Annotated in this window: 18 protein-coding genes; 7 read left to right on the forward strand and 11 right to left on the reverse strand. The window is 69.3% G+C overall.

Translation table 11 applies throughout. The features are described from left to right. Positions 1–20: 20 nt before the first annotated feature. Positions 21–3,845, reverse strand: a complete 3,825-nt coding sequence (locus tag OG589_RS39785) for a DUF4082 domain-containing protein (protein WP_405143782.1) — start codon at positions 3,843–3,845, stop codon at positions 21–23. A 411-nt stretch (positions 3,846–4,256) separates the two neighbouring features. On the opposite strand from OG589_RS39785, the gene rfbC reads away from it, so the two are divergent. Together rfbC and OG589_RS39795 are read left to right on the forward strand one after the other, a co-directional pair. Beyond that, the gene (rfbC, locus tag OG589_RS39790; RefSeq protein WP_405152216.1) at positions 4,257–4,871 is read left to right on the forward strand and encodes a dTDP-4-dehydrorhamnose 3,5-epimerase; all 615 of its coding nucleotides are present in this window, start codon (positions 4,257–4,259) and stop codon (positions 4,869–4,871) included. 347 nt (positions 4,872–5,218) lie between these two features. After that, on the forward strand, positions 5,219–6,874 hold the full coding sequence (locus OG589_RS39795) for a DUF4082 domain-containing protein (protein WP_405143783.1): 1,656 nt from the start codon (positions 5,219–5,221) through the stop codon (positions 6,872–6,874). An 89-nt stretch (positions 6,875–6,963) separates the two neighbouring features. On the opposite strand, the gene OG589_RS39800 is transcribed toward OG589_RS39795, so the two are convergent. From OG589_RS39800 to OG589_RS39825, 6 genes are all read right to left on the reverse strand, one after another. Then, complete coding sequence (locus OG589_RS39800) at positions 6,964–7,620, reverse strand: hypothetical protein (RefSeq protein ID WP_405143785.1); 657 nt, start codon at positions 7,618–7,620, stop codon at positions 6,964–6,966. A 221-nt stretch (positions 7,621–7,841) separates the two neighbouring features. Next, the gene (locus tag OG589_RS39805; RefSeq protein WP_405143787.1) at positions 7,842–9,338 is read right to left on the reverse strand and encodes an MBL fold metallo-hydrolase; all 1,497 of its coding nucleotides are present in this window, start codon (positions 9,336–9,338) and stop codon (positions 7,842–7,844) included. 213 nt (positions 9,339–9,551) lie between these two features. Beyond that, positions 9,552–10,625: a 2-oxoacid:ferredoxin oxidoreductase subunit beta gene (locus OG589_RS39810; RefSeq protein WP_405143788.1), complete on the reverse strand. Its 1,074-nt coding sequence runs from the start codon at positions 10,623–10,625 to the stop codon at positions 9,552–9,554. After that, positions 10,618–12,471, reverse strand: a complete 1,854-nt coding sequence (locus OG589_RS39815) for a 2-oxoacid:acceptor oxidoreductase subunit alpha (protein WP_405143790.1) — start codon at positions 12,469–12,471, stop codon at positions 10,618–10,620. The genes OG589_RS39810 and OG589_RS39815 overlap by 8 nt, the downstream gene beginning before the upstream one ends. Positions 12,472–12,727: 256 nt before the next feature. Further along, complete coding sequence (locus OG589_RS39820; RefSeq protein ID WP_363918166.1) at positions 12,728–12,817, reverse strand: putative leader peptide; 90 nt, start codon at positions 12,815–12,817, stop codon at positions 12,728–12,730. Between the two features lie 60 nt (positions 12,818–12,877). After that, positions 12,878–14,347: a polysaccharide deacetylase family protein gene (locus OG589_RS39825; RefSeq protein ID WP_405143792.1), complete on the reverse strand. Its 1,470-nt coding sequence runs from the start codon at positions 14,345–14,347 to the stop codon at positions 12,878–12,880. A gap of 178 nt (positions 14,348–14,525) precedes the next feature. Between OG589_RS39825 and OG589_RS39830 the strand changes: the two genes are divergently transcribed. From OG589_RS39830 to OG589_RS39845, 4 genes are read left to right on the forward strand one after another with little or no spacing between them, the layout of a single operon-like run. Next, positions 14,526–14,897: an NADH-quinone oxidoreductase subunit A gene (locus OG589_RS39830; protein WP_405143793.1), complete on the forward strand. Its 372-nt coding sequence runs from the start codon at positions 14,526–14,528 to the stop codon at positions 14,895–14,897. A gap of 42 nt (positions 14,898–14,939) precedes the next feature. Next, positions 14,940–15,452 carry an NADH-quinone oxidoreductase subunit B gene (locus OG589_RS39835; RefSeq protein WP_405152217.1) on the forward strand — a complete coding sequence of 171 codons (513 nt, stop codon included), beginning with the start codon at positions 14,940–14,942 and terminating at the stop codon, positions 15,450–15,452. Next, on the forward strand, positions 15,449–16,081 hold the full coding sequence (locus OG589_RS39840; RefSeq protein WP_405143795.1) for an NADH-quinone oxidoreductase subunit C: 633 nt from the start codon (positions 15,449–15,451) through the stop codon (positions 16,079–16,081). The genes OG589_RS39835 and OG589_RS39840 overlap by 4 nt, the downstream gene beginning before the upstream one ends. Next, on the forward strand, positions 16,074–17,027 hold the full coding sequence (locus OG589_RS39845) for an NADH-quinone oxidoreductase subunit H (protein WP_405143796.1): 954 nt from the start codon (positions 16,074–16,076) through the stop codon (positions 17,025–17,027). The genes OG589_RS39840 and OG589_RS39845 overlap by 8 nt, the downstream gene beginning before the upstream one ends. Before the next feature lie 24 nt (positions 17,028–17,051). On the opposite strand, the gene OG589_RS39850 is transcribed toward OG589_RS39845, so the two are convergent. Together OG589_RS39850 and OG589_RS39855 are read right to left on the reverse strand one after the other, a co-directional pair. After that, positions 17,052–17,798: an SDR family NAD(P)-dependent oxidoreductase gene (locus OG589_RS39850; RefSeq protein WP_405143798.1), complete on the reverse strand. Its 747-nt coding sequence runs from the start codon at positions 17,796–17,798 to the stop codon at positions 17,052–17,054. Positions 17,799–17,875: 77 nt separating this feature from the next. Beyond that, positions 17,876–19,075, reverse strand: a complete 1,200-nt coding sequence (locus OG589_RS39855) for an FAD-dependent monooxygenase (protein WP_405143799.1) — start codon at positions 19,073–19,075, stop codon at positions 17,876–17,878. A gap of 122 nt (positions 19,076–19,197) precedes the next feature. Between OG589_RS39855 and OG589_RS39860 the strand changes: the two genes are divergently transcribed. Then, positions 19,198–19,776, forward strand: coding sequence for a TetR/AcrR family transcriptional regulator (locus tag OG589_RS39860; RefSeq protein ID WP_405143800.1), 579 nt, complete (start codon positions 19,198–19,200; stop codon positions 19,774–19,776). Positions 19,777–19,829: 53 nt separating this feature from the next. Here OG589_RS39860 and OG589_RS39865 read toward each other — a convergent pair whose 3' ends face one another. Together OG589_RS39865 and OG589_RS39870 are read right to left on the reverse strand one after the other, a co-directional pair. Next, the gene (locus OG589_RS39865) at positions 19,830–22,106 is read right to left on the reverse strand and encodes a M64 family metallopeptidase (RefSeq protein WP_405143801.1); all 2,277 of its coding nucleotides are present in this window, start codon (positions 22,104–22,106) and stop codon (positions 19,830–19,832) included. Positions 22,107–22,221: 115 nt separating this feature from the next. Further along, a complete protein-coding gene (locus OG589_RS39870; protein WP_405143802.1) occupies positions 22,222–23,475 on the reverse strand; it encodes an alpha/beta fold hydrolase in 1,254 nt (417 codons plus the stop codon). Positions 23,476–23,478 lie beyond the last annotated feature (3 nt).

The raw sequence follows: 23,478 nt of genomic DNA on the forward strand, positions 1-23,478 counted from the left end.
AGCGCACCCGGATCAGGGCGTCAGCTGGACGGGGTGAACCGCACGTCCACCCAGTAGTTGTCGCCGTTGTAGCTGGCGGTCGGAAAGCCGGACGATGAACCGTACCGGTACACTCCGTTGCCGCCCGCCGGGCCGCCGTTGGCCACGGCGTGCAGCGGGGAGTTGTCGTAGGAGCCGGAGTTGAAGTAGCCGGTGTCGCCCGCGTAGTGCCCGTTGGGCGCGAGGTACGACGCCACGTACACCTGGCCGGCGGTGACGCTGACGGGGGTGGCGAACGTCAGATCCTGCCAGCCGACGGCCGTCTCGTTGGTGAACGTGCCGGTCGCCAGCAGGGTACCGGTGGAGCTCCAGAGGTTGCCGACGTGGGTGCCGGTGTTCTGGGCGCTCTTGTAGAACCGGATGCCGGTGATCGTGCCGTCCATCTCGGCGGTGAACTTCACACCCAGCTCGACCGAGCTGGAGTCGTTGTTCGAGGCGTTGACCGGTGCCGAGTTGCTCGCCCAGATCGAGCAGGGGCAACTCGCCGCGCCGCCGGTGGTGAACGACCACGTGGTCGTCGTCATGACGTTGTCGGCGTCGTCCTTGCCGCCGCTCACCGAGACGTTGTACGTGGTGCTCTGCGCCAGCGGGTTGTCCGGCGTGAAGGTGAGCAGCGTGCGCGCCTGGTTGAGCGACACGCTGCCGGCCACCGTCTGGTTCGCCTGGTTCTTCACGGTGACCACGGCCGAGTTCTCCTGGATCGGCTCGCTGAACGTCGCCGTGACCGCGGTGCCGGTGGCCACGCCGACGCCGCCGTGATCGGGGGACTTGGCAGTGATCGACGGCGCCGTGGAGTCGGCGACCTTGGTGAACGACACGTCCACCCAGTAGTTGGTCGAGTCCCACGAGTCCGTGGGGAACGCCCGCGCGCCGTACTTGTAGAGGCCGTTGCCGCCGCTCGTCCCGCTCGCCAGCGTGCGCAGCGGGGAGGCGACCACGGCCGAGGCGAGCCCCTGCGGGGTGGACCCGTAGTGGCCGTTCGGCGCGTGGTAGGACGCGACGTAGGTGGTGTTCTTGGTGACGGGCACCGGGTTGGAGAACAGCACCTCCTGCCAGCCCAGGCTGTACTCGCCGGTGAAGGTCGCCGTGGCCAGCTCCTGGCCGGACGACGACCACAGCGTGCCGGTGTGCGTCCCGGTGTTGCCGGGCCCCTTGTAGAACCGGATGCCGTTGACGAAGCCGTCCACGTCGGTCTGGAACTTCACGCCCAGCTCGACCGAGCCGGTGTCGTTGGCGCTCGGCACGGCGGGGACGGTGCCGTCCGGCCACAGGCCGCACGGGCACACGCCGGGCGTCGAGGCCTTGGCCGTGGTGAAGGTGTAGGTGTACGGCTGGGCCATGGTGTTGCCCGCGTCGTCCTTGGCCCCCGAGACCGTGACGGTGAACGGCTCACCCGCCGCGAGCGGCGCGGACGGCGCGAAGGTGAGCGTCGTGCGTCCGGCGTCCAGGGACGCCGTGCCGGCCACGGTCGCGTTCGTGGAGTCCTGCACGGTGAACGTCGCGGTGCCGGCCTGGACGGGCTCACCGAAGATCACCTGGGGCTGGACGGTCTTGGGCACGCTGGCGGAGCCGGGCACCGGCACCGCCGACGTCACGGCCGGCGGGTAGACGTCGTTGATCGTGAAGACGACGTCCACGTAGTAGTTGCCGCCGGAGTAGGTCTGGTTGGGGAAGCCCGCGCCCACCCGGTAGACGCCGTTGCCCGCGGTGTCGGTGGCCATCGGCGCGGTCAGCGGCGCGTTGACCTTGGACTGGTAGCGGAAGTAGTTCGCGTCGCCGGCGTAGTGGCCGTTCGGCGCGTAATAGGAGGCGATGTAGTCGGTGTTGGCCGAGATGTGCACCGGGGAGCTGAAGTTCAGCGTCTGCCAGTTCCCGGCGGCCGTCTCGCCGGAGAAGGTGCCGGTGGCCAGCTGGGTGCCGCTGGTCGTCCACAGCGTGCCGGTGTGCGTGCCGGTGTTGCCCGTGCCCTTGTAGAACTTCACCCCGGTCACGTAGCCGCTCACGGAGGAGCGGAAGCGGACCCCGAGCTCCACCGCGCTCGAGTCGTTCTCGGACGGGTTGCTCGGGACGACGGACGGGCCGAACAGGCTGCACGGGCATTCGACGGTGACGTTCCTCGACGCCTCCGCGCCGACGTTGCCGCTGTCGTCGGCCGCGCGGGCCTTGATCGTCGTCGCGCCGACGCCGGAGACCTTCCACGAGTACGTCCAGCTCGCCCGGCCACTGGCCGGGTGCCAGGTCGTGCCGCCGTCGGTCGAGACCTCCACCGCGCCGACCTGCCCGCCGCTGTCCGCGGCCGTGCCGCTGATGGTGACGGTCGAGCCGTTGGTGACGGTGGCGTTCACGGCGGGAGCGCCGATCGTGACCGTCGGCGCGGTGGTGTCGGTCGACTTGGTGGCGGCGCTCAGCCCCGACTGCAGGGACTTGGGCTGCACGGCCATGTCGGCGAACAGGTTCACCGTCGCCTGCTTGATGCGGGTGTCGCTGTAGTCCGTCTCGTTGTAGCTGTCGTGCTCGCCGTCGAGACCCCAGGTCCACTGCACCGTGCCCGCGCCGAACACCAGGGCGCCGCTCGGCGCGCGGTACAGGGTCATGCGGTGGGTCGCGCTCTTCTGGGCGACGTTCGTGCCGTAGTCGACGAGCACCTGCTCGGCCGTGGCCGTGGTCGTGGAGAGCGGCACGAGGCCCTTCGGCCGGAAGCCGTTGTCGACGTCCTCATCCCACTCGTAGCCGACGAGCCCGGGGATGCTGACCGATCCGGAGAACTGGCTCGCCACCGAGGTGCCGCGCCAGAAGCGCATCTTGCCGTCGGCGGCGGGCACGGTCAGCGAGGTGGCCGCGCAACCGTCGTTCGACGTCGTGCAGTTGACCGTGAACAGGGTGCCGGTGAGGGCGTTCTCCGGCCGGCCGCCGTCCGCGGGCGGGCTGAAGCGCGGGTCGCGCCAGGTGCCCGTCCAGACGTTCGGCGTCGGGTCGATCTTGGCGTTCGCGTGGGTCTCTTTGTACGAGACCAGCGTGCGGTAGCTGTTCTCCCACCGGGTCTTCCAGTACACCTCGTTGCCGCTGAAGAAGGCGAGGTTGACGCCGTTGTCGCGGGCGTTCTCGAAGGCGGAGCGCTCTTCGGCGGACCAGTACTCGTCGTGGCCCACCGACAGCACCGCCTTGTGGGCGAGAAGCGTGGACGGCGCCCGCGCCGCGTCCAGTGACGACATGTACGAGACGTTGTAGCCGTTGGCCTCGAGCCAGCGGACCATGGGGTACTCGTTGGCGAACACGAAGTCGCGGCCCCAGGGCGTCGTCTCCCGGGTGTTGAACGGCCGGTTGTAGCTCACCTTGGCCGCCCGCCCCGGCGCGACGACGCTGTCGCCGCGATAGAGGCTGTTCAGCATCTTGGTGGGGTTGTTCTCGGTGGCCGGGATGTCACCCCAGGAGTTGTACGCCTGCCAGGTGGTGTCGGAGGTCCTGAACAGCACGTCGGAGGTGCCGGCGTCGTTGCGGACGACGAAGATGATGTGGGTGTCGTCGTCGGTGTCCGTGCGGATGACGTGCGCGAAGTAGATGCCCGAGACCGCGGTGGTGGGAACGGTCCAGCTCGCGACAGTGCCCCAGTTGCAGGCCACCTCGCCGGTGGTGGTGTTCTCCGGGCAGCTCGGCTGGTTGCGGGACACCGAGGTGGTCGCCGGAACCGAGATGATCTTCCGGGCGCCGTTGCCCTGGTAGTAGCCCATCCGGTAGATGTCCACCTGCAGGTTCAGCGCGGTGGACCGCACCTTGAAGTTCACCGTCTGGCCGAGATTGACGCTCATCTGGTCGCCGTAGCCCTCGACGGTCCCGTGCGGGGTGGTGTCCCACTCCGTCTGGGGGTTACCGGCGAGGCTGTTCTCACATGTGATCGCGTTTCCCCCCGAGTCGCAGGGGCCCGCGGCTGCGGCTGGGTTCGTTGGCGCTGACAGAAGGGCTGCCAGGCAGGCCATCGCCGTGGCGACGGCGTACTTCGATGAGCGCACGGCTCTGTGCCAGATCACTGACGCTCCAACGTGGAGAAGGACGTTCTAGAAACCCCGAGAGGTCACGCTGAAGCGTGGAACCATCCAAAAGACGCGGTTGGGGCGCATGTGGTTTACGTGACGGGGGCACCAAAGCCGCGCTCCTGGCGGCCGACCCGCCGCCCGGGCGGGATGCCGCCGGTTTGTGGCACGCTGTGGCCCGTGAATCCCATGGGCATCTCAGGCACTTACGTGTTCACGCCGGCCATCCACGGGGACGAGAGGGGAACGTTCCTGGAGTGGTTCCGCGAGGACCACCTGGCCGGCGCGGCCGGGCACCCCTTCCGGCTCGCGCAGGCCAACTGCTCGATCTCCCGCAAGGGCACCGTGCGCGGGGTCCATTTCGCGGACGTGCCGCCCGGCCAGGCGAAGTACGTCACGTGCGTGAGCGGCTCGGTGCTGGACGTGGTGGTGGACATACGCGCCGGTTCGCCGACGTTCGGTCAATGGGAGGCCGTCGAGCTCGACGACCGGAGCCGTAAAGGGATCTATGTCGGCGAGGGTCTCGGCCACGCGTTCATGGCGCTCAGCGAGGAGGCCACGGTGGTCTACCTGTGTTCCGAGCCGTACACCCCGGCCAGGGAACACGGCATCCATCCGCTCGACCCCGATCTCGGCATCGCCTGGCCCGCGGATATCGAGCCACTGCTCTCCCCGAAAGACGCCGCGGCCCCCACCCTGGCCGAGGCGCTGGACAAGCGACTGCTGCCCCATTACGACGACTGCCTCGCCTACTACGCGCACCTGCGCGAACGGGTGGAGCCTCCGGCGAGCCGGCAGGGGTGACCATAAGTCCGCCCTATACCACGCGTTTTGGATGCTATGAAACGTCGATTCTGTTGGCAGAATCTCTGTTTCAATGCCGAATGGTCGGCATTAACAGCTAAAAAATGGCATTCAGGTTGTCTCATCGTTTCCCAACCGCAACAATAGCCTCGCACTGAAACATGATCGGAGTCCGGCGCCCGCGCCGGAGGTGGAGGCTTGTGCCAGTGAGCAATCGACGGCATGCGGGTGGACCGCGCGCGCAGCGCAGGTCCGCATCCGCCGCGGCTCGACGTGCCCGATCCCCTCGGCTACCCCTGCTGGGACGGCTGTCGCTTCTGGCCGCGGCCGCGGTCATAGGGGCGACCGTGACGGTCGTGGTCATCAACCGGGACGAGGCGCCGGTCGCGGCCCCGAAATCCACCCCCGTGGCGGCCGAGGTCACGCTGGAGTCCAGCCTCTGGAAGTCGCAGAAGGTGGTCAAGGGCAAGACGCAGTCCGAGAAGACCCCCCTGGAGCTCGGCACGCGCTTCACGGCGAGCCGCAACGGCGAGGTCGCGGGCGTGCGCTTCTACAAGCCGGCTTCCGAGCGCGGCACGCATCGTGGCAGCCTGTGGGACTCCGACAAGAAGCTGCTGGCCCACGTGACCTTCACCGGCGAGACCCGCAGCGGCTGGCAGGAGGCTCTGTTCTCGAGCCCGGTGCCCATCGTCGCCGGGCGGGTCTACACCGTGTCCTACCACACGGGCAACGGCGGTTACGTCGCCCAGCGGGGTGCCTTCGCCAAGCCGGTCAGCGTGGGCCCGCTGACCGCGGAGGAAGGGGTCTTCTCCGCTACCGAGAAGGCCGCCTTCCCGTCCCGCCGGCACCGCGCGAGGATCAACTACTACGTAGACGTGATCTTCCGGCACCGCGAACGCCGGAGCCTGCCCGATCCGACGAACGGGCCGGAGGGCGGTTCCGCGCCTTCGCCCAGCGTGGTGCCCACGGTGTCGACCGGGCCCGAGACCTCCCTCACCCCGACCCCGACCGCGCCGGGGCAGCCGTCCGGCGGCGTGGAGGTCACCCCGACGCCGACCGAGAGCACCGCTCCGAGCCCGACGCCGACTCGCACGACGACGCACACCCCGACTCCGAAGCCTCCCACCGAGACGCCGACCGCCAAGCCCTCGCCGACGACCCCGAAGCCGTCGCTCACCCTCGACCCGACGAGGCAGCCGACGGTGGCCCCCACGTCCCAGCCGACCGCCCCCGGCGGTTCCTGGCCGAACGGTTCCAACACCGGGGTGCCCTCCGGGGTGAAGCTCACCCAGAGCAAGTCGATCACCGTCACCAAGGACGGCACGGTCATCGACGGCATGGAGGTGCAGGGTGAGATCAACGTCGACGCCGACAACGTGACCATCCGCAACACCCGCCTCGCCGCCGCTCCCGGCGACTGGGGCATCATCCAGCGGCAGGGTCGCAGCGGTCTCACCGTCGAGAACAGCGAGGTCTTCGGCAACGGCAAGCAGCGGACGCAGTTCGGCATCCTCAACCAGGGTGGCGACCTGACCGTCCGGCGGGTCGACATCCACACCATCAGCAACGGCATCCTGACCGAGCAGGGCCTCATCGAGGACTCCTACATCCACGATCCGGTCTACTACTCCGGCGACCACACGGACATGATCATGTGCACCAGCGGTCCGCCGTCCGGTGCCAAGCTGGTGATCCGCGGCAACACGGTGATCAACACACTCGACCAGACCGGCGCCATCGCGCTGTTCCAGGACTTCGGCGTGGTGCGCAACGTGACGGTCGAGGCCAACTTCCTGGCCGGTGGCGGGTACGCGCTCTACGGCGGGGCCGGCGCCAAGGGCACCTCGTCCAACATCAAGGTCGTCAACAACGTCTTCAGCCGCAAGGTCTGGGCCAAGGGCGGGCAGAACGGCCCGGTGGCCTACTGGGACAAGGGCGGGTCGGGCAACGAGTGGAAGGGCAACGTCTGGGACGACGGCAAGGCCGTCCCCGAGGGCGGCTGAGGCCCGACCGGCGAGACGAGCTGAAGGCGATCTGAAACAGAGATCGCGGGAAAAGGGAAAGGCGCCGGAAACCCCGGCGCCTTTCGCTATTAGGCGCTGACGGCGATGACGGATTTCACCAGGCCGCCGAGCCGCTCGAAGCGGATTTCCGAGGAGGAGAAGTAGTGCCGCATCTCGGTGATGCTGAGCAACTCCACCTCCATGACGATGTTGCGCGCCGCCTCGCGGTCGGACGTGGGCGTGTGCACGAGAGGCCAGCGGCGGAGCAGAGCGGTGCGCGCGGCGATCGGGAGGTACTGGAACCCGGGGAACAGGAAGTGCGGTTCCACGGGGAAGTAGCGGTAGGGCGTCTGCACCCAGTGACGCTCCGCCAGACCGTGGACGGCGTCGGCGAACATCTGACGGCGCAGATGCCCCCCGACGTGCTCGATCACCGCGTTCGAGAACACCAGGTCGTACTTGGTGGCGAGGATGCCCGCCGGAAGCTCGCAGGCGTCGGCCACGTCGGCCTTCAGCCACCCCGGGAGGTCGGTCGGGGGCTTTTCGAGGTTGACGATCTGCACGTGGGCGGGCCGTACCGGAGCCCGGAGCCAGGCACTGGCCGTGCCGCCGAGGTCGATCACCGACATGTTCTCCAGGCCGGGAAAGCTCTGCGCGAACCAGTTCCAGCGGCGGGCCCGTGCCTTGGCGCCGAGGGAGTCGGGCGAGTCGACGAAGCGGCCGCGTAACGCGCTGAGACGGCTCATCGTCCCACCTCGACCGTTTCGGAGTGGGTGCGACACCTGGTGACCATTGTTCTCCCGCTTCTCGGCACGTTCCAACGAGACCGCCCAACTATGGCAGACGCCATGTGATCGTGCGGTGCAGTGACTTCATTCGATAGCGCACTGAAATCATGAGATGACGCGTTAGGCGCATTGTGAAAACGCAATTCCAGAACTCCTACGTTGTGCGCGGCCGGGGATTCTCACGCCTCCAGCGGCTCGACCCGCAGCGGCAGCGTTCCCCCCTCGACGCACTTCCCGGTCGTGGCCTCCCACTTCCAGTGGTGCCGGGGGCATTCGATGACGCCGTCGCAGACGATGGCGTGGGTGAGGTCCTCACCGGCGTGCGGGCAGAACCGCTGCATGCGAAGCCCGTCGCGCTCGATGGTCTCGGTGTTCTGCCGCTCCCGGAGCATCTGCATGGTCTGCACGGGCTGCTGGCCGTAGCGCAGCAGGCTCATGAAGGTCAGGTCGAACACGTCCGGCTCCCGGTGGAGCCCCACGCGCATCGACAGGAGGGCCTCCTCCCAGCCGGTGCGCTCCTCGATGATCGCCCGCATCGTCCGGGGGCACAGGAGGAGGGTGTACTCCGGGTCGTACGGCTCCTCGCCCTCGATGACGAACCGCTCGGCCAGGCGCCCCAGCCGTACGTCCCACATGCGACCGTCGGCGACAAGGCGGATGTCCTTCGCGAAGTCGCCCAGGAAGCGCTTGTTCCAGCTCTGCAGCTTGGCGAAGTAGGACTCGATCTCCTCGGCGGTCACCGGCTCCGCGGGCTCGTCGTAGAACGCGCTCCACTCGTCACGGCGCCGCTCGCGGTAGGCGGCGAGGTCCTCGGAGGTCCGCGCGCCGGGCGCGCGTTCCACCGCTCGTGACCCGTCGAGCCGGACGGTGTCGCCGGGGAACAGTCGTAGCACCTCGACGCCGGGACATGCCTCGGCGAACTGGCCGGCGACGTCCTCCCACTGCGGGAAGATCGTCGCGTCGCGGTCGTTGTACGGCGCGAGGACGGGGTCGAGGAAGCAGGCCGGTCCCGCGGAGGGCAGGTAGGCCGTGGCCCCGGTGATCCGCACCTTGCGGTAAAGCGTGTCGAGCAGGTCGCCGCGGACGGCGTCCACCTTCTTGCGCATCACGTCAGGCGGATAGTCGTAGCAGTTGGGGTACCACATCGCCCCGGAGTACTGCGCGGCGAGCAGGTCGATGTCGCCGGGCAGCTCCGACATCGGGGTGTTGCAGTCGTTCAGGTCGAGGAAGCGGAAGCCGCCGAGGTCGAGCAGGAGCCCGCTGTCCTCCTTGTGGCTGGTGTCGAGGTACATCGTGACGGTGAAGCCGGGCGCGAGGTCCAGGGACTCCTTGTGGTCGAGCGCCACGATGTTCTCGAAACCCAGCGCCGTGAAGCGCCTGACCATGATCTTCGAGCGGTACCTCGGGACGATCACGGTGATCGACTTGTCCAGGGTGCTGAGCAGGCGTTCGTCGTAGTGGTCCTCGTGGGCGTGCGACACGTACAGGTAGTCGAAACGCTCGCCGCGCACCACGTCGACCAGATCCCGGTTGTCGGGATAGGGGAACCACGAGTGCAGGAACGCCGGGTAGAACCAGGGATCCACGAGCAGCCGCACACCGTTGTGCTCGGCGACGAAACCGGCATGACCCAGATAGCGCAGCGCGGTCTGAGAACTGTCGCGGTACAGATCCAAAGGTGAGTCCCTTCGCGGAGATCGACACTGGCCCGGCCCGGCTCACCGCCGCGCGGCGGCGGCGTCGGAGCACGCCCTCGACGCCGCCAGGAATAGGACGAACGAGGGGCACTCCCGGAGTGCGTTGATCAGCGACTTTTCGTAAAGAAGGAGGCCCTCCACGGATGTCCGTGGAGGGCCTCCTCATCGGGCGGAGTTCAGGCGTTCAGGCTCTCAGCCGACGCGCCAGGTGTCGCCGCCGCGCAGCAGGTCGCTCAGCTGACCGGGGCCGCGCTCCGCCACGGCCTCGTCGAGCTGCTCGGCCATCAGCGTGTCGTAGGCCGGGCGGTCGACGGACCGGAAGATGCCGATCGGCACGTGCTCGAACGCGGGCTCGTCCAGCCGCGACAGCGCGAACGCCAGCGACGGGTCGGGGTTGTGGGCGTCGTGGACGAGGATCTCGCCCTCGGGCACGCTCGCCCGGTCGACGACCTCGATGCCGCCGTTGGCCGCCCGGCGCACCGCCTTGGAGGCGGACACGATCGGCAGGCCGTGCTCAAGGCGCAGCGTGATGTCGTCACGCAGCTCAGGGTCCTTCAGCGGCTCGAACGCGTTGTCGTTGAAGATGTTGCAGTTCTGGTAGATCTCGACCAGGCTCGTGCCCCGGTGGGCCGCCGCCTCGCGCAGCACCGACTGGAGGTGCTTGCGGTCGGAGTCGAGCGTGCGGGCCACGAAGCCCGCCTCGGCGCCGAGGGCGAGCGAGATCGGGTTGAAGGGCTTGTCCAGCGAGCCCATCGGCGTGGACTTCGTGATCTTGCCGACCTCGGAGGTCGGCGAGTACTGGCCCTTGGTCAGCCCGTAGATGCGGTTGTTGAACAGCAGGATGTTCAGGTTGACGTTGCGGCGCAGCGCGTGGATCAGGTGGTTGCCGCCGATCGACAGCGCGTCGCCGTCTCCGGTGATCACCCACACCGACAGGTCGGGGCGGGACGCGGCCAGGCCGGTCGCGATCGCCGGGGCCCGGCCGTGGATGGAGTGGAACCCGTAGGTGTTCAGGTAGTACGGGAACCGGGAGGAGCAGCCGATGCCCGAGACGAACACGATGTTCTCGCGCTTGAGCCCCAGCTCGGGCAGGAAGCTCTGGACCGCGGCGAGGATGGCGTAGTCACCGCAGCCGGGGCACCAGCGCACCTCCTGGTCGCTCTTGAAGTCCTTCAGGGTCTGCTTCTCGGTTGCCCGGGGGATGAGGGCGAGCCCCGTGCCTGCGACCGGGCCCGTGACGTGCCCGTTCGTCGCGATATCACTCACTGTCGATCACTTCCTGGATCACTCCGGCCAGCTCCTCGGCCTTGAAGGGAAGACCGCGCACACGGTTGTAGCTGATGATGTCGACCAGGAACCGCGCGCGGAGCAGGAGCGCGAGCTGGCCGAGGTTGATCTCCGGCAGCAGCACCTTGTCGTACGAGCGCAGCACCTCGCCGGTGTTCGCTGGCAGCGGGTTGAGGTGGCGGATGTGGGCCTGCGCGACCTTCGCGCCGGCCTTCCTGACCCGTCGCACGGCGGCCGCGATCGGCCCGTACGTCGAGCCCCAGCCGAGGACGAGCACGCGGGCGTCGCCCTCGGGGTCGTCGACGGAAAGCGGCGGGATGTCCTGCGCGATGCCGTCGATCTTGGCCTGGCGGAGCCGGACCATCAGGTCGTGGTTGTTGGGGTCGTAGGAGATGTTGCCCGTGCCGTCGGCCTTCTCGATGCCGCCGATGCGGTGCTCGAGACCCGGGGTGCCGGGGACCGCCCACGGCCGCGCCAGGGTCTGCGTGTCGCGCTTGAACGGCAGGTACGTCTCGCCGTCGTCGCCGTTCGGCTCGACCGTGAACTCGACCGACAGGTCGGGCAGGTCCTCGATCTCGGGCAGCCGCCACGGCTCGGAACCGTTCGCGAGGTAGCCGTCGGAGAGCAGCATGACCGGCGTGCGGTACTTCACGGCGATGCGCGCCGCCTCCAGCGCCGCGTCGAAGCAGTCGGACGGTGTCGCGGGCGCCACGATCGGCACCGGTGACTCGCCGTTGCGGCCGTACATCGCCATGAGCAGGTCGGTCTGCTCGGTCTTGGTGGGCATGCCCGTCGAGGGGCCGGCCCGCTGGACGTCGACCACCAGCAGCGGGAGCTCGGTGGTGACCGCGAGGCCCACGGTCTCGGCCTTGAGCGCCACGCCGGGACCCGACGTCGTGGTGACGCCGAGCGCGCCGCCGAACGCCGCGCCGAGCGCCGCGCCGACGCCCGCGATCTCGTCCTCCGCCTGGAAGGTGCGGATGCCGAACCGCTTGTGCTTGGACAGCTCGTGCAGGATGTCGGACGCCGGGGTGATGGGGTAGGAGCCGAGGAACAGCGGCAGCTTCGACTGCACCGAGGCGGCGATCAGCCCGTAGGCCAGGGCCTGGTTGCCGGAGATGTTGCGGTAGAGGCCCGCGGTCAGCTTGGCCGGCTTGATCTCGTACGACACCGAGAAGGACTCGGTGGTCTCGCCGTAGTTCCACCCGGCCTGGAAGGCCGCGACGTTGGCCTTCGCGATGTCGGGCTTCTTCGCGAACTTGGTCTCGAGGAACTTGACGGTCGCCTCGGTGGGCCGGTGGTACAGCCAGGACAGCAGGCCGAGCGCGAACATGTTCTTCGCCCGCTCGGCGTCCTTCTTGGAGATGGAGAAGCCTTCGAGGGCCTTCACCGTCAGCGAGGTGAGGGGGACGGCGTGCACGCGCCACTCGCCGAGGGAGTCGTCGTCCACCGGGCTCTCGGAGTAGCCGACCTTCTGGAGGTTGCGCTTGGTGAACTCGTCGGTGTTGACGATGATGTCGGCCCCGCGCGGCAGGTCGCCGAGGTTGGCCTTCAGCGCCGCGGGGTTCATGGCGACGAGGACGTTGGGGGCGTCACCCGGGGTCAGGATGTCGTGGTCGGCGAAGTGGAGCTGGAAACTCGACACGCCGGGGAGTGTGCCTGCGGGGGCGCGGATCTCGGCGGGGAAGTTGGGCAGGGTGGAAAGGTCGTTCCCGAACTGCGCGGTCTCCGCCGTGAAACGATCACCGGTCAACTGCATGCCGTCGCCGGAGTCACCCGCGAAGCGAATGATCACGCGGTCGAGTTGCTGAACCTGCTTGGTCACAGCTCGGTCCTCCTCGACGCGCAGGGGCGCCGTCGCTCGTGGCACGTATTCATTTCCATGCTAGATCCCTTGGGGCTGCGCGGGCTTCTTTACGCATGCGCGTCGAAGGGGTGTGACCCATCTCCCTGCGACGGCAACGATGTGTTCGTCGGCCGCGTCCGGTGGGCATCGGGGGTGATGCGGCGGCACGCGGTGCTTCCTGAGGCCGGGGAGGCTCAGGTGGGGACGTGGTCTGAGACCAGCGCCCGAGGCGTGGTCACGACCGGAGACGGCTCCGCGTACACAGCCCCGCGGCGAGCCTGCACAGGTCAACGTGCAAGCGGGAGTAGAGCACGTTTCGGGTCACGGTGACTAACTATATGTCCCTCGGGCGGATGGATTCCGAGTGCCTCACTCAGGGATCCCGTCAGTGTGCCCGTGTGCCGTAGACCTGACCCGGCTCCATCCTGTGCGCGCCGTACAACTCGGGGACGGTCACGAAGGAGTAGCCGCGGGCCGCCAGCGCCTTGAGCATCTTCGGCAGGGCCTTGAGGGTCGCCGGGCCGCCGTCGTGCATCAGGATGACCGATCCGGGCCGCGCCCCGTCGATCGCCCGCCGGGCGACGGCGGCCGGGTTGGGGTCCCTCGCGTCCGCCGTGTCGACGCTCCACCCGACGATCGAGAGCTTGAGCGCGCGGGCCGCGGTCACGACCTGGGCGGTGAGGCCGCCGTACGGGGCCCGGAGCAGCGCGGGGGCGGGGCCGACCGTGCCGATCGTCATCTGGGTGCGGCTCAGCTCGTCGGAGATCTTGCGGATGTCGAGGGTCGCCAGGTCGCGGTGGGACCAGGAGTGGTTCGCGATCAGGTGTCCCGCGTCGGCGATGCGCCGCAGCAGGGCCGGCTGCGCCTCGGCGTTCGCGCCCACGGTGAAGAAGGTGGCGCGGGCGCCGTACTCGGCGAGGATGGACAGCAGCCGATCGGTCTGCCGGCCGGGGCCGTCGTCGAAGGTCAGCGCCACGCACCTGGCGGCGGCGCAGTCCACAGAGCCGCCCCCCGTGCCCTGGTCGCCCGGAGCGGGGATCGCCTGCGGCGGCGGGGTGTTCGGCATGGTCTCCGGGGTGGCGGAGTCCACGACGTCCATGGTCCGCCGGCCGAAGTCCGACAGCAGCGGCGTCGCCTCCTGCTTGGGCACGGCGACCGCTATCCGGCCCATCCGCGCCGGGGCCACCTGGCCGTCGTCGAACTCCGCCACGAGGTCGCCGTGCGGGTTGAAGTTGAGCGAGTCGAACATCGCCCGGTCGGGCTTGACCGCGTCCACCTTCATCCCCTGGCCGAGGCTCCAGAGGCGGTTCCGCACGATCGCGGCCAGCGTGGCGAGGGCCTGGCCGTCCTTCAGCAGGTCGGCGGACTCGTGGACGCGCCGGGCGTTCTGGTCGTACCAGAGGGTGCTGAGGGAGTTGCGCCACTGGGTGCCGGTGAACAGCCCGGTGCGCATCCGTACCCCGAACACGCCGCCGGAGGCCGCCGTCAGCTGCCACGCCATGTTCAGCTCGGGGGGCGCGGGGGCGTGCGGCTGCGGGCGCGCGCCGTGGGAGAAGCGGCGTACGGCGGCCGAGGTCGTCTGGCGGAGCTTCCCGGCCAGTTCGGGGGCCGAGGCGAGGGAGGGATAGCTGACGAAGACGTGGTGGTCGGCGGAGTCGTCCGAGACCGTTTGCACCGACAGCCCGCCGACCGTGGACGGGGTGACGAAGTTGATCGTGGTCGGCTGCGCGGGGAGCGTGGTGGGCTCGTCCTCGAAGGTGAAGGGGAAGGTGACTCCGCAGCCGGCGGTGATCGCGACCAGTAGCGCGATCCCTCCGGAGCGCAGCAGGCGGGCCATGGCTGCCAGACTAAGCACGCTATATACGTATTTACTTGTATTTTGCGGGATGAGAGACTGGCTTTTGACCGCGATGGGTAGTCCTGGGGTGACGGAAAGCGATTTCCGGGCCGGTGGACCTCGCTCGGGGGGCTAGTGTCAAGGCCCCGGGGAGCCGAAAGGCTCGCGCCGTGAGGTCCGCCAGGTGGGAGGGTGTATGAACGGATATTTCGGTTCTTACGCTGTCGTCGCCGTGATGCTGGGCATCGGGGTCGCGATCTTCAGCGGAGCCCTGCTCGTCAACCGGCTGCTCCGCCCGAGCCACCCCACCCGCGAGAAGCTCACGACCTACGAGTGCGGTGTCGACCCCGTCGGCGAGGGCTGGGCGCAGTCCCAGATCAGGTACTACGTCTTCACCTACCTCTATGTCGTCTTCGCCGTCGACGCCGTGTTCCTGTTCCCGTGGGCGACGGTGTTCGCCGCGCCGGGCTTCGGCATGGCCACGCTGGTCGAGATGTTCGTGTTCCTGGCCTTCATCGCCATCGGCATCCTGTATGCCTGGCGCAAACGCGTACTCGCCTGGACCTGACGAAGAGGGGAGAATGGCCTCATGGCCGCCAGCGATCTCCCGATGCCCACCGTGGGGCCGGCGTCCCGGCTCGCCCCCAAGCCGATGCGCTTCGTCCTCAACTGGGGGCGGCGCTATTCGCTGTGGGTGTTCAACTTCGGGCTGGCCTGCTGCGCGATCGAGTTCATCGCCACCTCGATGAGCCGTCACGACTTCATCCGCTTCGGGGTGATCCCCTTCGCCAACGGCCCGAGGCAGGCCGACCTCATGATCGTCTCGGGCACCGTCACGGACAAGATGGCCCCCGCCGTCAAGCGCCTGTACGAGCAGATGCCCGACCCCAAGTACGTCATCTCGTTCGGCGCCTGCTCCAACTGCGGCGGCCCTTACTGGGACTCCTACTGCGTGACCAAGGGGGTCGACCAGATCATCCCGGTCGACGTCTACGTCCCCGGCTGCCCGCCACGGCCGGAGGCGCTGCTGTACGGCATCATGAAGCTCCAGGAGAAGATCGCGGGCGAGTCGCTCGGCGAGCGTTACGCCGCCCCTGAGCACCGGCCGGGCGTGAACCGATGAGAGCCGCGATCGAGGAGCGGTACGGCCCGCGCGCCGAGGTCTCCGAGTCCTTCGGGGAGACCACCGTGGACGTCGGCGCCGGCGACTGGATCGACGTGCTGACCTTCGCCCGCGACCACCTCGGGTGCGTGTTCTTCGACTGGCTGACCGGGGTCGACGACCCGCCCGGCGGCTTCTCGGTCGTCGCCCACGTCTTCGACCCCGTCGAGCACGCCCACCTGCTGCTCCGCACGCGGGTGCCGCGCGAGGACCCCCGGCTGCCGAGCGCCACGGGCGTCTACCGGGGCGCCGACTGGCACGAGCGCGAGACCTTCGAGATGTTCGGGGTGATCTTCGAGGGCCATCCCCACCTGGTGCCCCTGCTGCTGCCCGACGGGTTCGAGGGCTTCCCGCTCCGCAAGGACTTCATCCTCGCCTCGCGGGTCGCCAAGCCGTGGCCGGGAGCCAAGGAGCCCGGCGAGTCGGGCCAGGGCTCGCCCAGCCGCCGCAAGACGCTCCCGCCCGGCGTCCCCGCCGACTGGGGGCCGTCGGCCACCACGCCGCCACCGGTGCGAGGCCCCCGCGCCGTGCGCGGCCCTCAGCCCGAGCAGCCCTCGCGGCCGGCGGGCCCGGAGGACGGCGATGGCTGAGGTGCTCGATGTCGCCGTCCGCCTCGTGGTGATCGTCATCGCGTTCCTGACGCTGCCGCTGATCGTCGGGCAGACCGAGCACAAGGCCATGGCCCACATGCAGTCGCGCCTCGGCCCCATGTACGCCGGAGGGTTCCACGGCTGGGCCCAGCTCATCGCCGACGGTGTGAAGTTCGCCCAGAAGGAGGACGTCATCCCGCTGGCGGCCGACCGGCGGGTGTTCTCCCTCGCGCCCGCCGTGGCGCTGGTGCCGTACTTCGTCGTGCTGGTCGTCATCCCGGTCGGCCCCGGCCTGTTCGGCACGGATCTGGACGCCGGGCTGTTCTTCGTGCTCGCGGTGATGGGCGTCGGCGTGCTCGGCTCGATCATGGCCGGCTGGTCGTCGGCCAACAAGTACTCCGTGCTCGGCGGCATGCGCGCGGCGGCCCAGCTCATGTCGTACGAGCTGCCGCTCGTCCTCGCGGCGTCGTCGGTCGCGATGGCGGCGGGCACGCTGTCGCTGCCGGGCATCGTGGAGGCGTGGCGCTGGTGGTGGCTGCCGTGGCAGGCCGTCGGCGCCGTGGTGTTCTTCGTCGCCGGCCTCGCCGAGCTGCGCAGGCCGCCCTTCGACATGCCGATCGCCGAGTCCGAGATCATCATGGGCCCGATGACGGAGTACACCGGCATCAGGTTCGCGCTGTTCATGCTGTCGGAGTACGCCGGCATCGTCGTGCTCTCGGCGCTGACCACCGTGCTGTTCCTCGGAGGGTGGCACGGGCCGCTGCTGCCCGGGCCCGTCTGGACGTTGATCAAGATCTTCGTGCTGGCGTTCGTGGTGATCTGGGTCAGGGTCAGCTTCCCCCGGCTCCGCGCTGACCAGCTGCAGAAGCTCGCCTGGATCGGCCTGGTGCCGGCCGCGCTCTTGCAGCTCGCGCTCACCGGGGTGGTCAGGGTGCTCGCCGGCTGAGGGGACCCGCCGGGCGGCCCGGCGTCATCGGCCCAACATCGTCCCGCCGTTGATGTGGAGTATCTGGCCGGTCACGTATCCGGCCTCGGGAGAGGCGAGATACCTGATGGCCGCCGCGACCTCGCCCGGCGTGCCCGGCTTGCCGACCAGGGTCTGGTCGACGCGCGACCTGACGAACTCCGGCGTCGCCCGGTCGCCGAAGAACTCGGTGCCGGCGACGTAGCCGGGGGCCACGGCGTTCACCGTGACCCCTTCGGGCCCGAGCCGCTGCGCCAGCTCGTAGGTGTAGGCGTGGAGGGCCGCCTTCGCACCGCCGTACGAGCCGGGGCCGCGGACCGCCGCGATCGACGACAGGTGCACGATGCGGCCGCCTGGGCGGCGCAGGTAGGGCAGGAGGCCCTCGGTGAGCAGCACCGCGGTCAGCACGTTGGCCTCGAAGTTGCGCCGGTAGGAGTCGGCGATGCCGGTCAGCGTGCCGTCGTCGCCGAAGGCGACGTTCCCGCCCGCGTTCGTGACGATCACGTCGACCGGGCCCTTCAGCGCGATCGCCTCCACGGCCGCCTGGGTCTGGCGGGGGTCGGACAGGTCGGCCGTGGTCCAGCCGACCAGGTCGGCGTCGTAGGCGGTGTTCAGCTTCGCGGCGGCCTCGCTGAGCACCTCGGCCCGGCGGCCGAGGATGGTGACCTGGGCGCCCTCCCCGGCGAAGGCCTCCGCCGTCGCCAGCCCGATGCCGGTGCCTCCGCCTGACACCACTACGCGTCTCTGCTCCATGCCTGCCGCCCCTCTTGTCGTGACACCCGTGAGTGCCGGGTCCCCGGGTGGTCGCCTTCCAAACACGTGCCGTGCGCTCAGTAGTCCTTGAGCTCGATGGCGTTCGCCGCCTTGTGGATGGGTTCGAGGACCTTGGCCATCATGCGGTCCTTGCCCGGCAGGTACTTCAGCAGCGAGAGCATCGTCATCGAGATGCGGACCTGTGCCTTGCTCCGCATCACCATGCGCTTGATGTTCGCCGGTCCGAGGCTCTGGTTCCGCTCGGCGAAGCCTCGCATCTCTCTCTCGTAGCCGTCGAACCCGGCCTCGTGCTCGCCGCCGGCCGCGGCGAGCTCGCCCGCCAGGACGTACGCGCCGACCAGGGCCAGGCTCGTGCCCTGGCCCGACGCGGGGGAGGCGCAGTAGGCGGCGTCCCCGACCAGCGCGACCCGGCCCCTCGACCAGCGGTCCATGTGGACCTGGCTGAGCGAGTCGAAGTAGAAGTCGTCCGCGTGCTCCATGCCCGTGAGCAGCCGGGGAACCTCCCAGCCCTCCCCGGCGTAGGCGCGGGCCAGGAGCTCGCGCTGCTCGTCGCGGTCGCGGTGGTCGTACGCCAGCGGCTCGGAGGCGAACAGGAACATGGCCTTGGCGCCGGTGTCCTTGGCGGTGCTGTACGCCAGCGCCGTCCTGCCCGGGGAGACGTAGGTCAGCTCCCAGCGGTCGAGGCCGAGGTGGTTGGGGACGCTGAAGATCGAGACGCAGTACCCGAGGTCGCGGACGAACCGCTCTTCTGGGCCGAAGGCCAGCGCGCGGGTGGTGGAGTGCAGCCCGTCGGCCCCCACCACCAGGTCGAACGTGCGCCTCCCGCCGCTCTCGAACGTGACCTCCACGCCGTGGGCGGTGTCGGCGAGGGTGGCGATGGAGTCCTCGAAGAGGTACTCCACCTCGCCCTTGGTGAGGTCGTAGAGGATGCGGTTCAGGTCGCCGCGGAGGATCTCGGCGTCGTCGCCCTCCCGCCCGCCGAACGTGTCGCCGTCCATGCTCGCCACGCGCTTGCCCGCGGCGTCGACGATCGACCCGCCCAGCACGCCGGTCCGCTCACGGCGGATCTCCGCGAGGACGCCCATGCGCGTCACCACGTCGAGCGCGGCGCCGCGGATGTCGATCTTGTAGCCCCCCTCCCGCACGGAGGGGGCCCGCTCGACCACCGTGGGGGTGAAGCCGTGACGGCGCAGCCAGTACGCCAGCGTCGTGCCCGCGATGCTCGCACCTGAGATGAGGACGGTTCGGTTCTTCATGGGGGGCTCCCTGCTCGGTCGGGCTCTGCGGCCTGCTCTGAGAGAACAGTACATATGTATCAGTCAACTGTGCAATACGCTCGTACAAGACAAATGTATGAGACGTTGGTTAGACTCCTGGCATGGGAAATCGCGAAGACCTGCTCGCCGGAGCCAAGCGCTGCCTGTACGAGAAGGGGTACGCGCGCACCACGGCGCGCGACATCGCGGCGGCCTCGGGCGTCGTCAGCCTGGCCGCCATCGGCTACCACTACGGGTCCAAGGAGGCGCTGCTCAACGCCGCGCTCCAGCAGGCGATGGAGGAGTGGGGCGACGACCTCGGCCGCATCCTCGCCTCCGAGGGAGACCCCGGCGCCACCCCGGACGAGCGGTTCGAGGCGACGTGGGCGGCGGTGATCGGGTCCTTCGCGACCCACCGGGCGCTGTGGGCCATCCAGTTCGAGCTCATCGCGAACATCCAGAAGATGCCGGACATGCGCGGGAACCTCGCCGACACGAGCCGGCAGGCGCGCCTCGCGCTGGTCGAGCTGTTCGGGCGGCTCGGCTCGGCCGAGAACGAGGAGCAGGCGGAGAAGGTCGGCGCGCTCTACCAGGTGCTGCTGATCGGCATGGCGGCCCAATGGCTCGTGGACCCCGAAACGGCTCCCTCGGGCGGCGACCTGATCGCCGCCCTGCGCGCGGTCGCCGGCACCCCCGAATGAAAACCGGGCGACGGCCGTGTGGCCGTCGCCCGGTTCGTCGTGCGAGACGCCGCTCAGCGGTGGTCGGGCACCACCGCCTCGTAGGCCTTGGCCCGGTTCGCCGTCTTGGAGCCGGTGAGGCCGGTGCACTGGGCGGCGCCGGTGACGTCGTTGGGCACCCCGGCGTCGGAGGGCTGCGGCGTGTTGGCCGCGCAGGACAGGGAGCCCTGGACGCGTGTGCCCGTCAGGACGAGGGCTTCGGTCGTGGCGTTGCCGCTCATCGTCATCGCGCCTCTGATGTCCGCGCCGGCGATGACCAGCTTGCCGGTGGTGCCGGAGATGGCGGCCGCCCCCTCGATCCGCGCCTTGATCAGGTGCACCTCGCCGGCGCCGGCCGCGGTGATCCCTCCCTTGATCGTGCCGCCGTTGACCACGAGGGACGCGCCGGAGCCCACCGTCACCACTCCGCTGACCTCGGCGTCGTTCAGGCAGGTGACACCGGAACGGATCGAGAGCGCCCCCTTCTTCGAGCCGGTGATGGTGGTGGTGCAGGCCGGAGGTGCCGGGAGGGTCGTCACCCTGAAGCTCTTCGCGTCGCCGTAGTTGCCGCTGGCGTCAATGGAGCGGTACTCGATGGTGTGCGCGCCCCGGGCCAGCGTGCCGTAGGTGAGGCTGTCGATGGTGGTGCCGCTCTCGCTGAACGTCCACGGCAGGTCGGCGGAGGTCGGCCAGCCGAAGTAGTTGAACCAGCCGTCGCCGTCCACCCGCGACTCGCGCACGACGTACCCGGGCTCGTCGTCGTGCCCGGTGAGCTTCATGGTGAAGGGGCCGTTGTAGACGTAGGTCTCGCCGGACCTGACGATCGGCTCGGAGAGCTCGTAGCCGGTGGTGGGCTTGTCGTCCACGGTCCAGGTGAGCGTCTGCCCGCCGGCGGTGGCGGTGACGGTGTGGGCGCCCGGCGTGAGGGTGAGGGCGCCGAGATCGAGGTCGTCGTCGGTCTCGGTGAGCGGCTTGCCGTCCAGGGCCCAGGCGACGGCGGGGACGGCGTCGTCGGGGTGGGCGCTGTCGACGTAGACGATCTCATTACGTCCCACGCCGCGGTTGGTCGGCGTGGAGGACAGGAAACCGGGGCTGGTCGCTCCCGGGACCGTGGTCACGGTGGTGTCCACCGTCCACGTGCGGGTCGCGGTGAGGCCGGTCGCGCGGATGGCCGGGTCCCGTACGAAGCTCGTCGGGTCGACCACGGTCGCGGTCACCGTGTGCCTGCCCGGTGACAGGTCCAGGGTGCGCAGGTCGACCTCGGTGCCCTGACCCGGCAGCTTGGCGCCGTCCACCTGCCACGTGGTCGTCAGGGCGTGGTCGTTCGGGTGCAGCGGTTCGACCCAGAGCACCCGGTCGGCGCCGACCGGTGACGTGGTGGGCGTGCCGTCCTGGATGAGGCCGACCTTGGCGGAGATCTTCTGCGTCATGATCTCGCGGCTGACCTGGTCGTAGTAGTAGCCGAGCGTCTTCATGATCGAGTGCTGGCTGGGCCGCCAGACCCCGCTGCTGTAGTAGAGACCGCCCTCGTACCTGCCGATGGTGCCGCCCGCCTCGCCGGGCTCGCCGAGCCAGCGCCACCACTTCCGCTGCTGGTCCTTCATCTGCTGTTCGGTCAGCAGCGTGTGGTGCGCCGAGCCGGGCTCGGTACCGGTGTACGGACCGCCGTCCACGCCGCGACTGTAGTAGGGGTACTCGTCCTGCAGCCCGCCGAGCGAGTGGCCGATCTCGTGCGGGGCGATCAGGGCGGACATCGAGTTGTGGCCCGAGGCGGTGGCGTAGGCGCCGCCCGCTCCGCCGTACGTCCCGCTGTTGGCCAGCGCCACGATCTGCCGGTTGCCGGTGTTGCTTCCCGCCACCATGTTGGCGTACCTGTTGGCGGCCGTGTTGTTCACGGTGATCAGCCGCTGCAGGCTGGTGGGGTTGCAGTTGGCGTAGAAGCCCATGCTCAGCGGGGTGTTCTTCTTCCCGGCGGCCAGGTCGGGGTCGCAGCCGACGCCCGACTCACCGGAGACGATGTCCACCCGGTAGACGTTGAAGTAGTTCCGGTAGGACTTGTACGGCTCGATCGACCACAGCACGTTGAGCTGCAGCTCGGCGTCGGCGGCGAACGAGGACTGCTCGCCCTTGGTGTAGCCGTCGCCCATGATGATCAGGTTGAACCGGTGCGCCGGGTCGCCGGTGACCTGCACCGGCACCACGGTGGCGCTGCCGGGCTCGTCGGCGGCCTGGGCGGGGGAGATGGGCGCGGACAGGAGGATGGCGGCCGTGGAGGCGGCCGCCAGGGCCGTGAGAGGTCGGGGGATGCGCATAGAGGAGAGCCTCCGGAGGGCAAAGTGAGGAGCTGCCTGCACTATCCGGGGCTTTGCCCTCGTAGCACACATCCCAGGTGGGCATAACTTTGGATTTATGGGGGCAAAGCACCCGTTATCGCCGGGTCATCCTGATGAGCCGGTCGAGTACGGCGCCGCCGCGGCTCAGGCCGTCGTGGGCGTGCTCGTTCGTGATCCAGAATGTCAGGCCGCCGACCATGCCCGCCGTGCGAAGGGAGTGCTCGCGGTGGACGTACATGTCGTCGTAGTAGATCGCCGCCGCGACCGGCACGGTGTTGCGGGCCAGCCGGTCGGGGTCGTACAGGCTCGGCCAGGAGGCGTGCGCGGCCAGGTCCCGCGCGCAGGATCGCAGCGGGGCGAGCGCGGCGTCCTCCTCGAACAACCACGGGAAGATCATCTCACCGGTGAACCGGACGGGTGCGCCCGGCTCCAGGCCGAACTCCGGGAAGCCGGCCAGCGCCCGCTCCGCCGCCCACGCGGACGCCTCGCCCTGGCAGTAGATGGCCTCGTGCAACAGGGCATAGAGGGGATGCCCGGCGAACGAGACCAGGGAGTCGACCCCCCTCAAAAAGGCATCGGAGAGCTCGCCCTTGCCGATGAACGGCTCCTCAAGCAGGTGGTGGAGGGAGTCGAAGCGGTTCTCCTGCCCAAGGACCAGGCCCACCGTCTGGAAACGCCGCGGGGTGAGCCGATCGCCGTTGGGAAGCGCCACCTCGTTCTCCAGAAGATGGTCCACGACCCTGCGGGCGACCTCCTGGTCTCGGGGGTAGCGGGCGAAGAAGCGCTCGTTGTGGGCCAGGACCCTGGGGTACGCCGCCAGGTACACCTCGTACGGCGAGGCGGTCAGCGACGGCAGCCCGCCCGCGATCAGCACCTCGCGCAGCCCCTCGGGCGCCAGGGACAGGTAGGTGAGCGCGCAGAACCCGCCGAAGCTCTGGCCGAGCACGCTCCACGGCCGGTCTCCCGCGAGGTGCGCGCGCAGCAGCTCGGCGTCGCGCACGATGCTGTCGGCCCGGAAGTGCCGCAGGTAGCCCGCCGGGTCGGGTAGATCGGTCAGGGTCTGCCGCGTGGCGGGCGTGCTCCGTCCCGTGCCCCGCTGGTCGAGCAGGACCACCCGGTACTCGCGGCTCGCCCGCTCCAGCCAGCCGGGGATCGCGCGCGGGGCCCGGTGCCCGGGACCCCCTTCGAGATACAGCAGGAACGGCAGGTCGGCCTCCTCCCGCTCAACGGCGACCAGCTCACGGGCGAACAGCTCGATCGTCATGCCCGTGGGGTCGGCATGGTCGAGCGGGACGGTGATCAGGTGGTCGGTGAAGGCGTATCCGGAGTGGCGGCAGGTCTCTGGCACGAA

Source organism: Sphaerisporangium sp. NBC_01403, assembly GCF_045040145.1.
GTDB classification, from domain to species: Bacteria; Actinomycetota; Actinomycetes; order Streptosporangiales; family Streptosporangiaceae; genus Sphaerisporangium; species Sphaerisporangium viridialbum.

What these genes read in the sequence shown, in the direction of transcription:
- OG589_RS39785 (WP_405143782.1), bottom strand. Translation starts at nt 3,845, where the DNA reads ATGAGCGTCAATCTCGGCCAGACGGTGAACTTCAAGGTGCGGTCCACC.
- rfbC (WP_405152216.1), top strand. Translation starts at nt 4,257, where the DNA reads ATGGGCATCTCAGGCACTTACGTGTTCACGCCGGCCATCCACGGGGAC.
- OG589_RS39800 (WP_405143785.1), bottom strand. Translation starts at nt 7,620, where the DNA reads ATGAGCCGTCTCAGCGCGTTACGCGGCCGCTTCGTCGACTCGCCCGAC.
- OG589_RS39830 (WP_405143793.1), top strand. Translation starts at nt 14,526, where the DNA reads ATGAACGGATATTTCGGTTCTTACGCTGTCGTCGCCGTGATGCTGGGC.
- OG589_RS39835 (WP_405152217.1), top strand. Translation starts at nt 14,940, where the DNA reads ATGCCCACCGTGGGGCCGGCGTCCCGGCTCGCCCCCAAGCCGATGCGC.
- OG589_RS39840 (WP_405143795.1), top strand. Translation starts at nt 15,449, where the DNA reads ATGAGAGCCGCGATCGAGGAGCGGTACGGCCCGCGCGCCGAGGTCTCC.
- OG589_RS39845 (WP_405143796.1), top strand. Translation starts at nt 16,074, where the DNA reads ATGGCTGAGGTGCTCGATGTCGCCGTCCGCCTCGTGGTGATCGTCATC.
- OG589_RS39850 (WP_405143798.1), bottom strand. Translation starts at nt 17,798, where the DNA reads ATGGAGCAGAGACGCGTAGTGGTGTCAGGCGGAGGCACCGGCATCGGG.
- OG589_RS39855 (WP_405143799.1), bottom strand. Translation starts at nt 19,075, where the DNA reads ATGAAGAACCGAACCGTCCTCATCTCAGGTGCGAGCATCGCGGGCACG.
- OG589_RS39860 (WP_405143800.1), top strand. Translation starts at nt 19,198, where the DNA reads ATGGGAAATCGCGAAGACCTGCTCGCCGGAGCCAAGCGCTGCCTGTAC.
- OG589_RS39865 (WP_405143801.1), bottom strand. Translation starts at nt 22,106, where the DNA reads ATGCGCATCCCCCGACCTCTCACGGCCCTGGCGGCCGCCTCCACGGCC.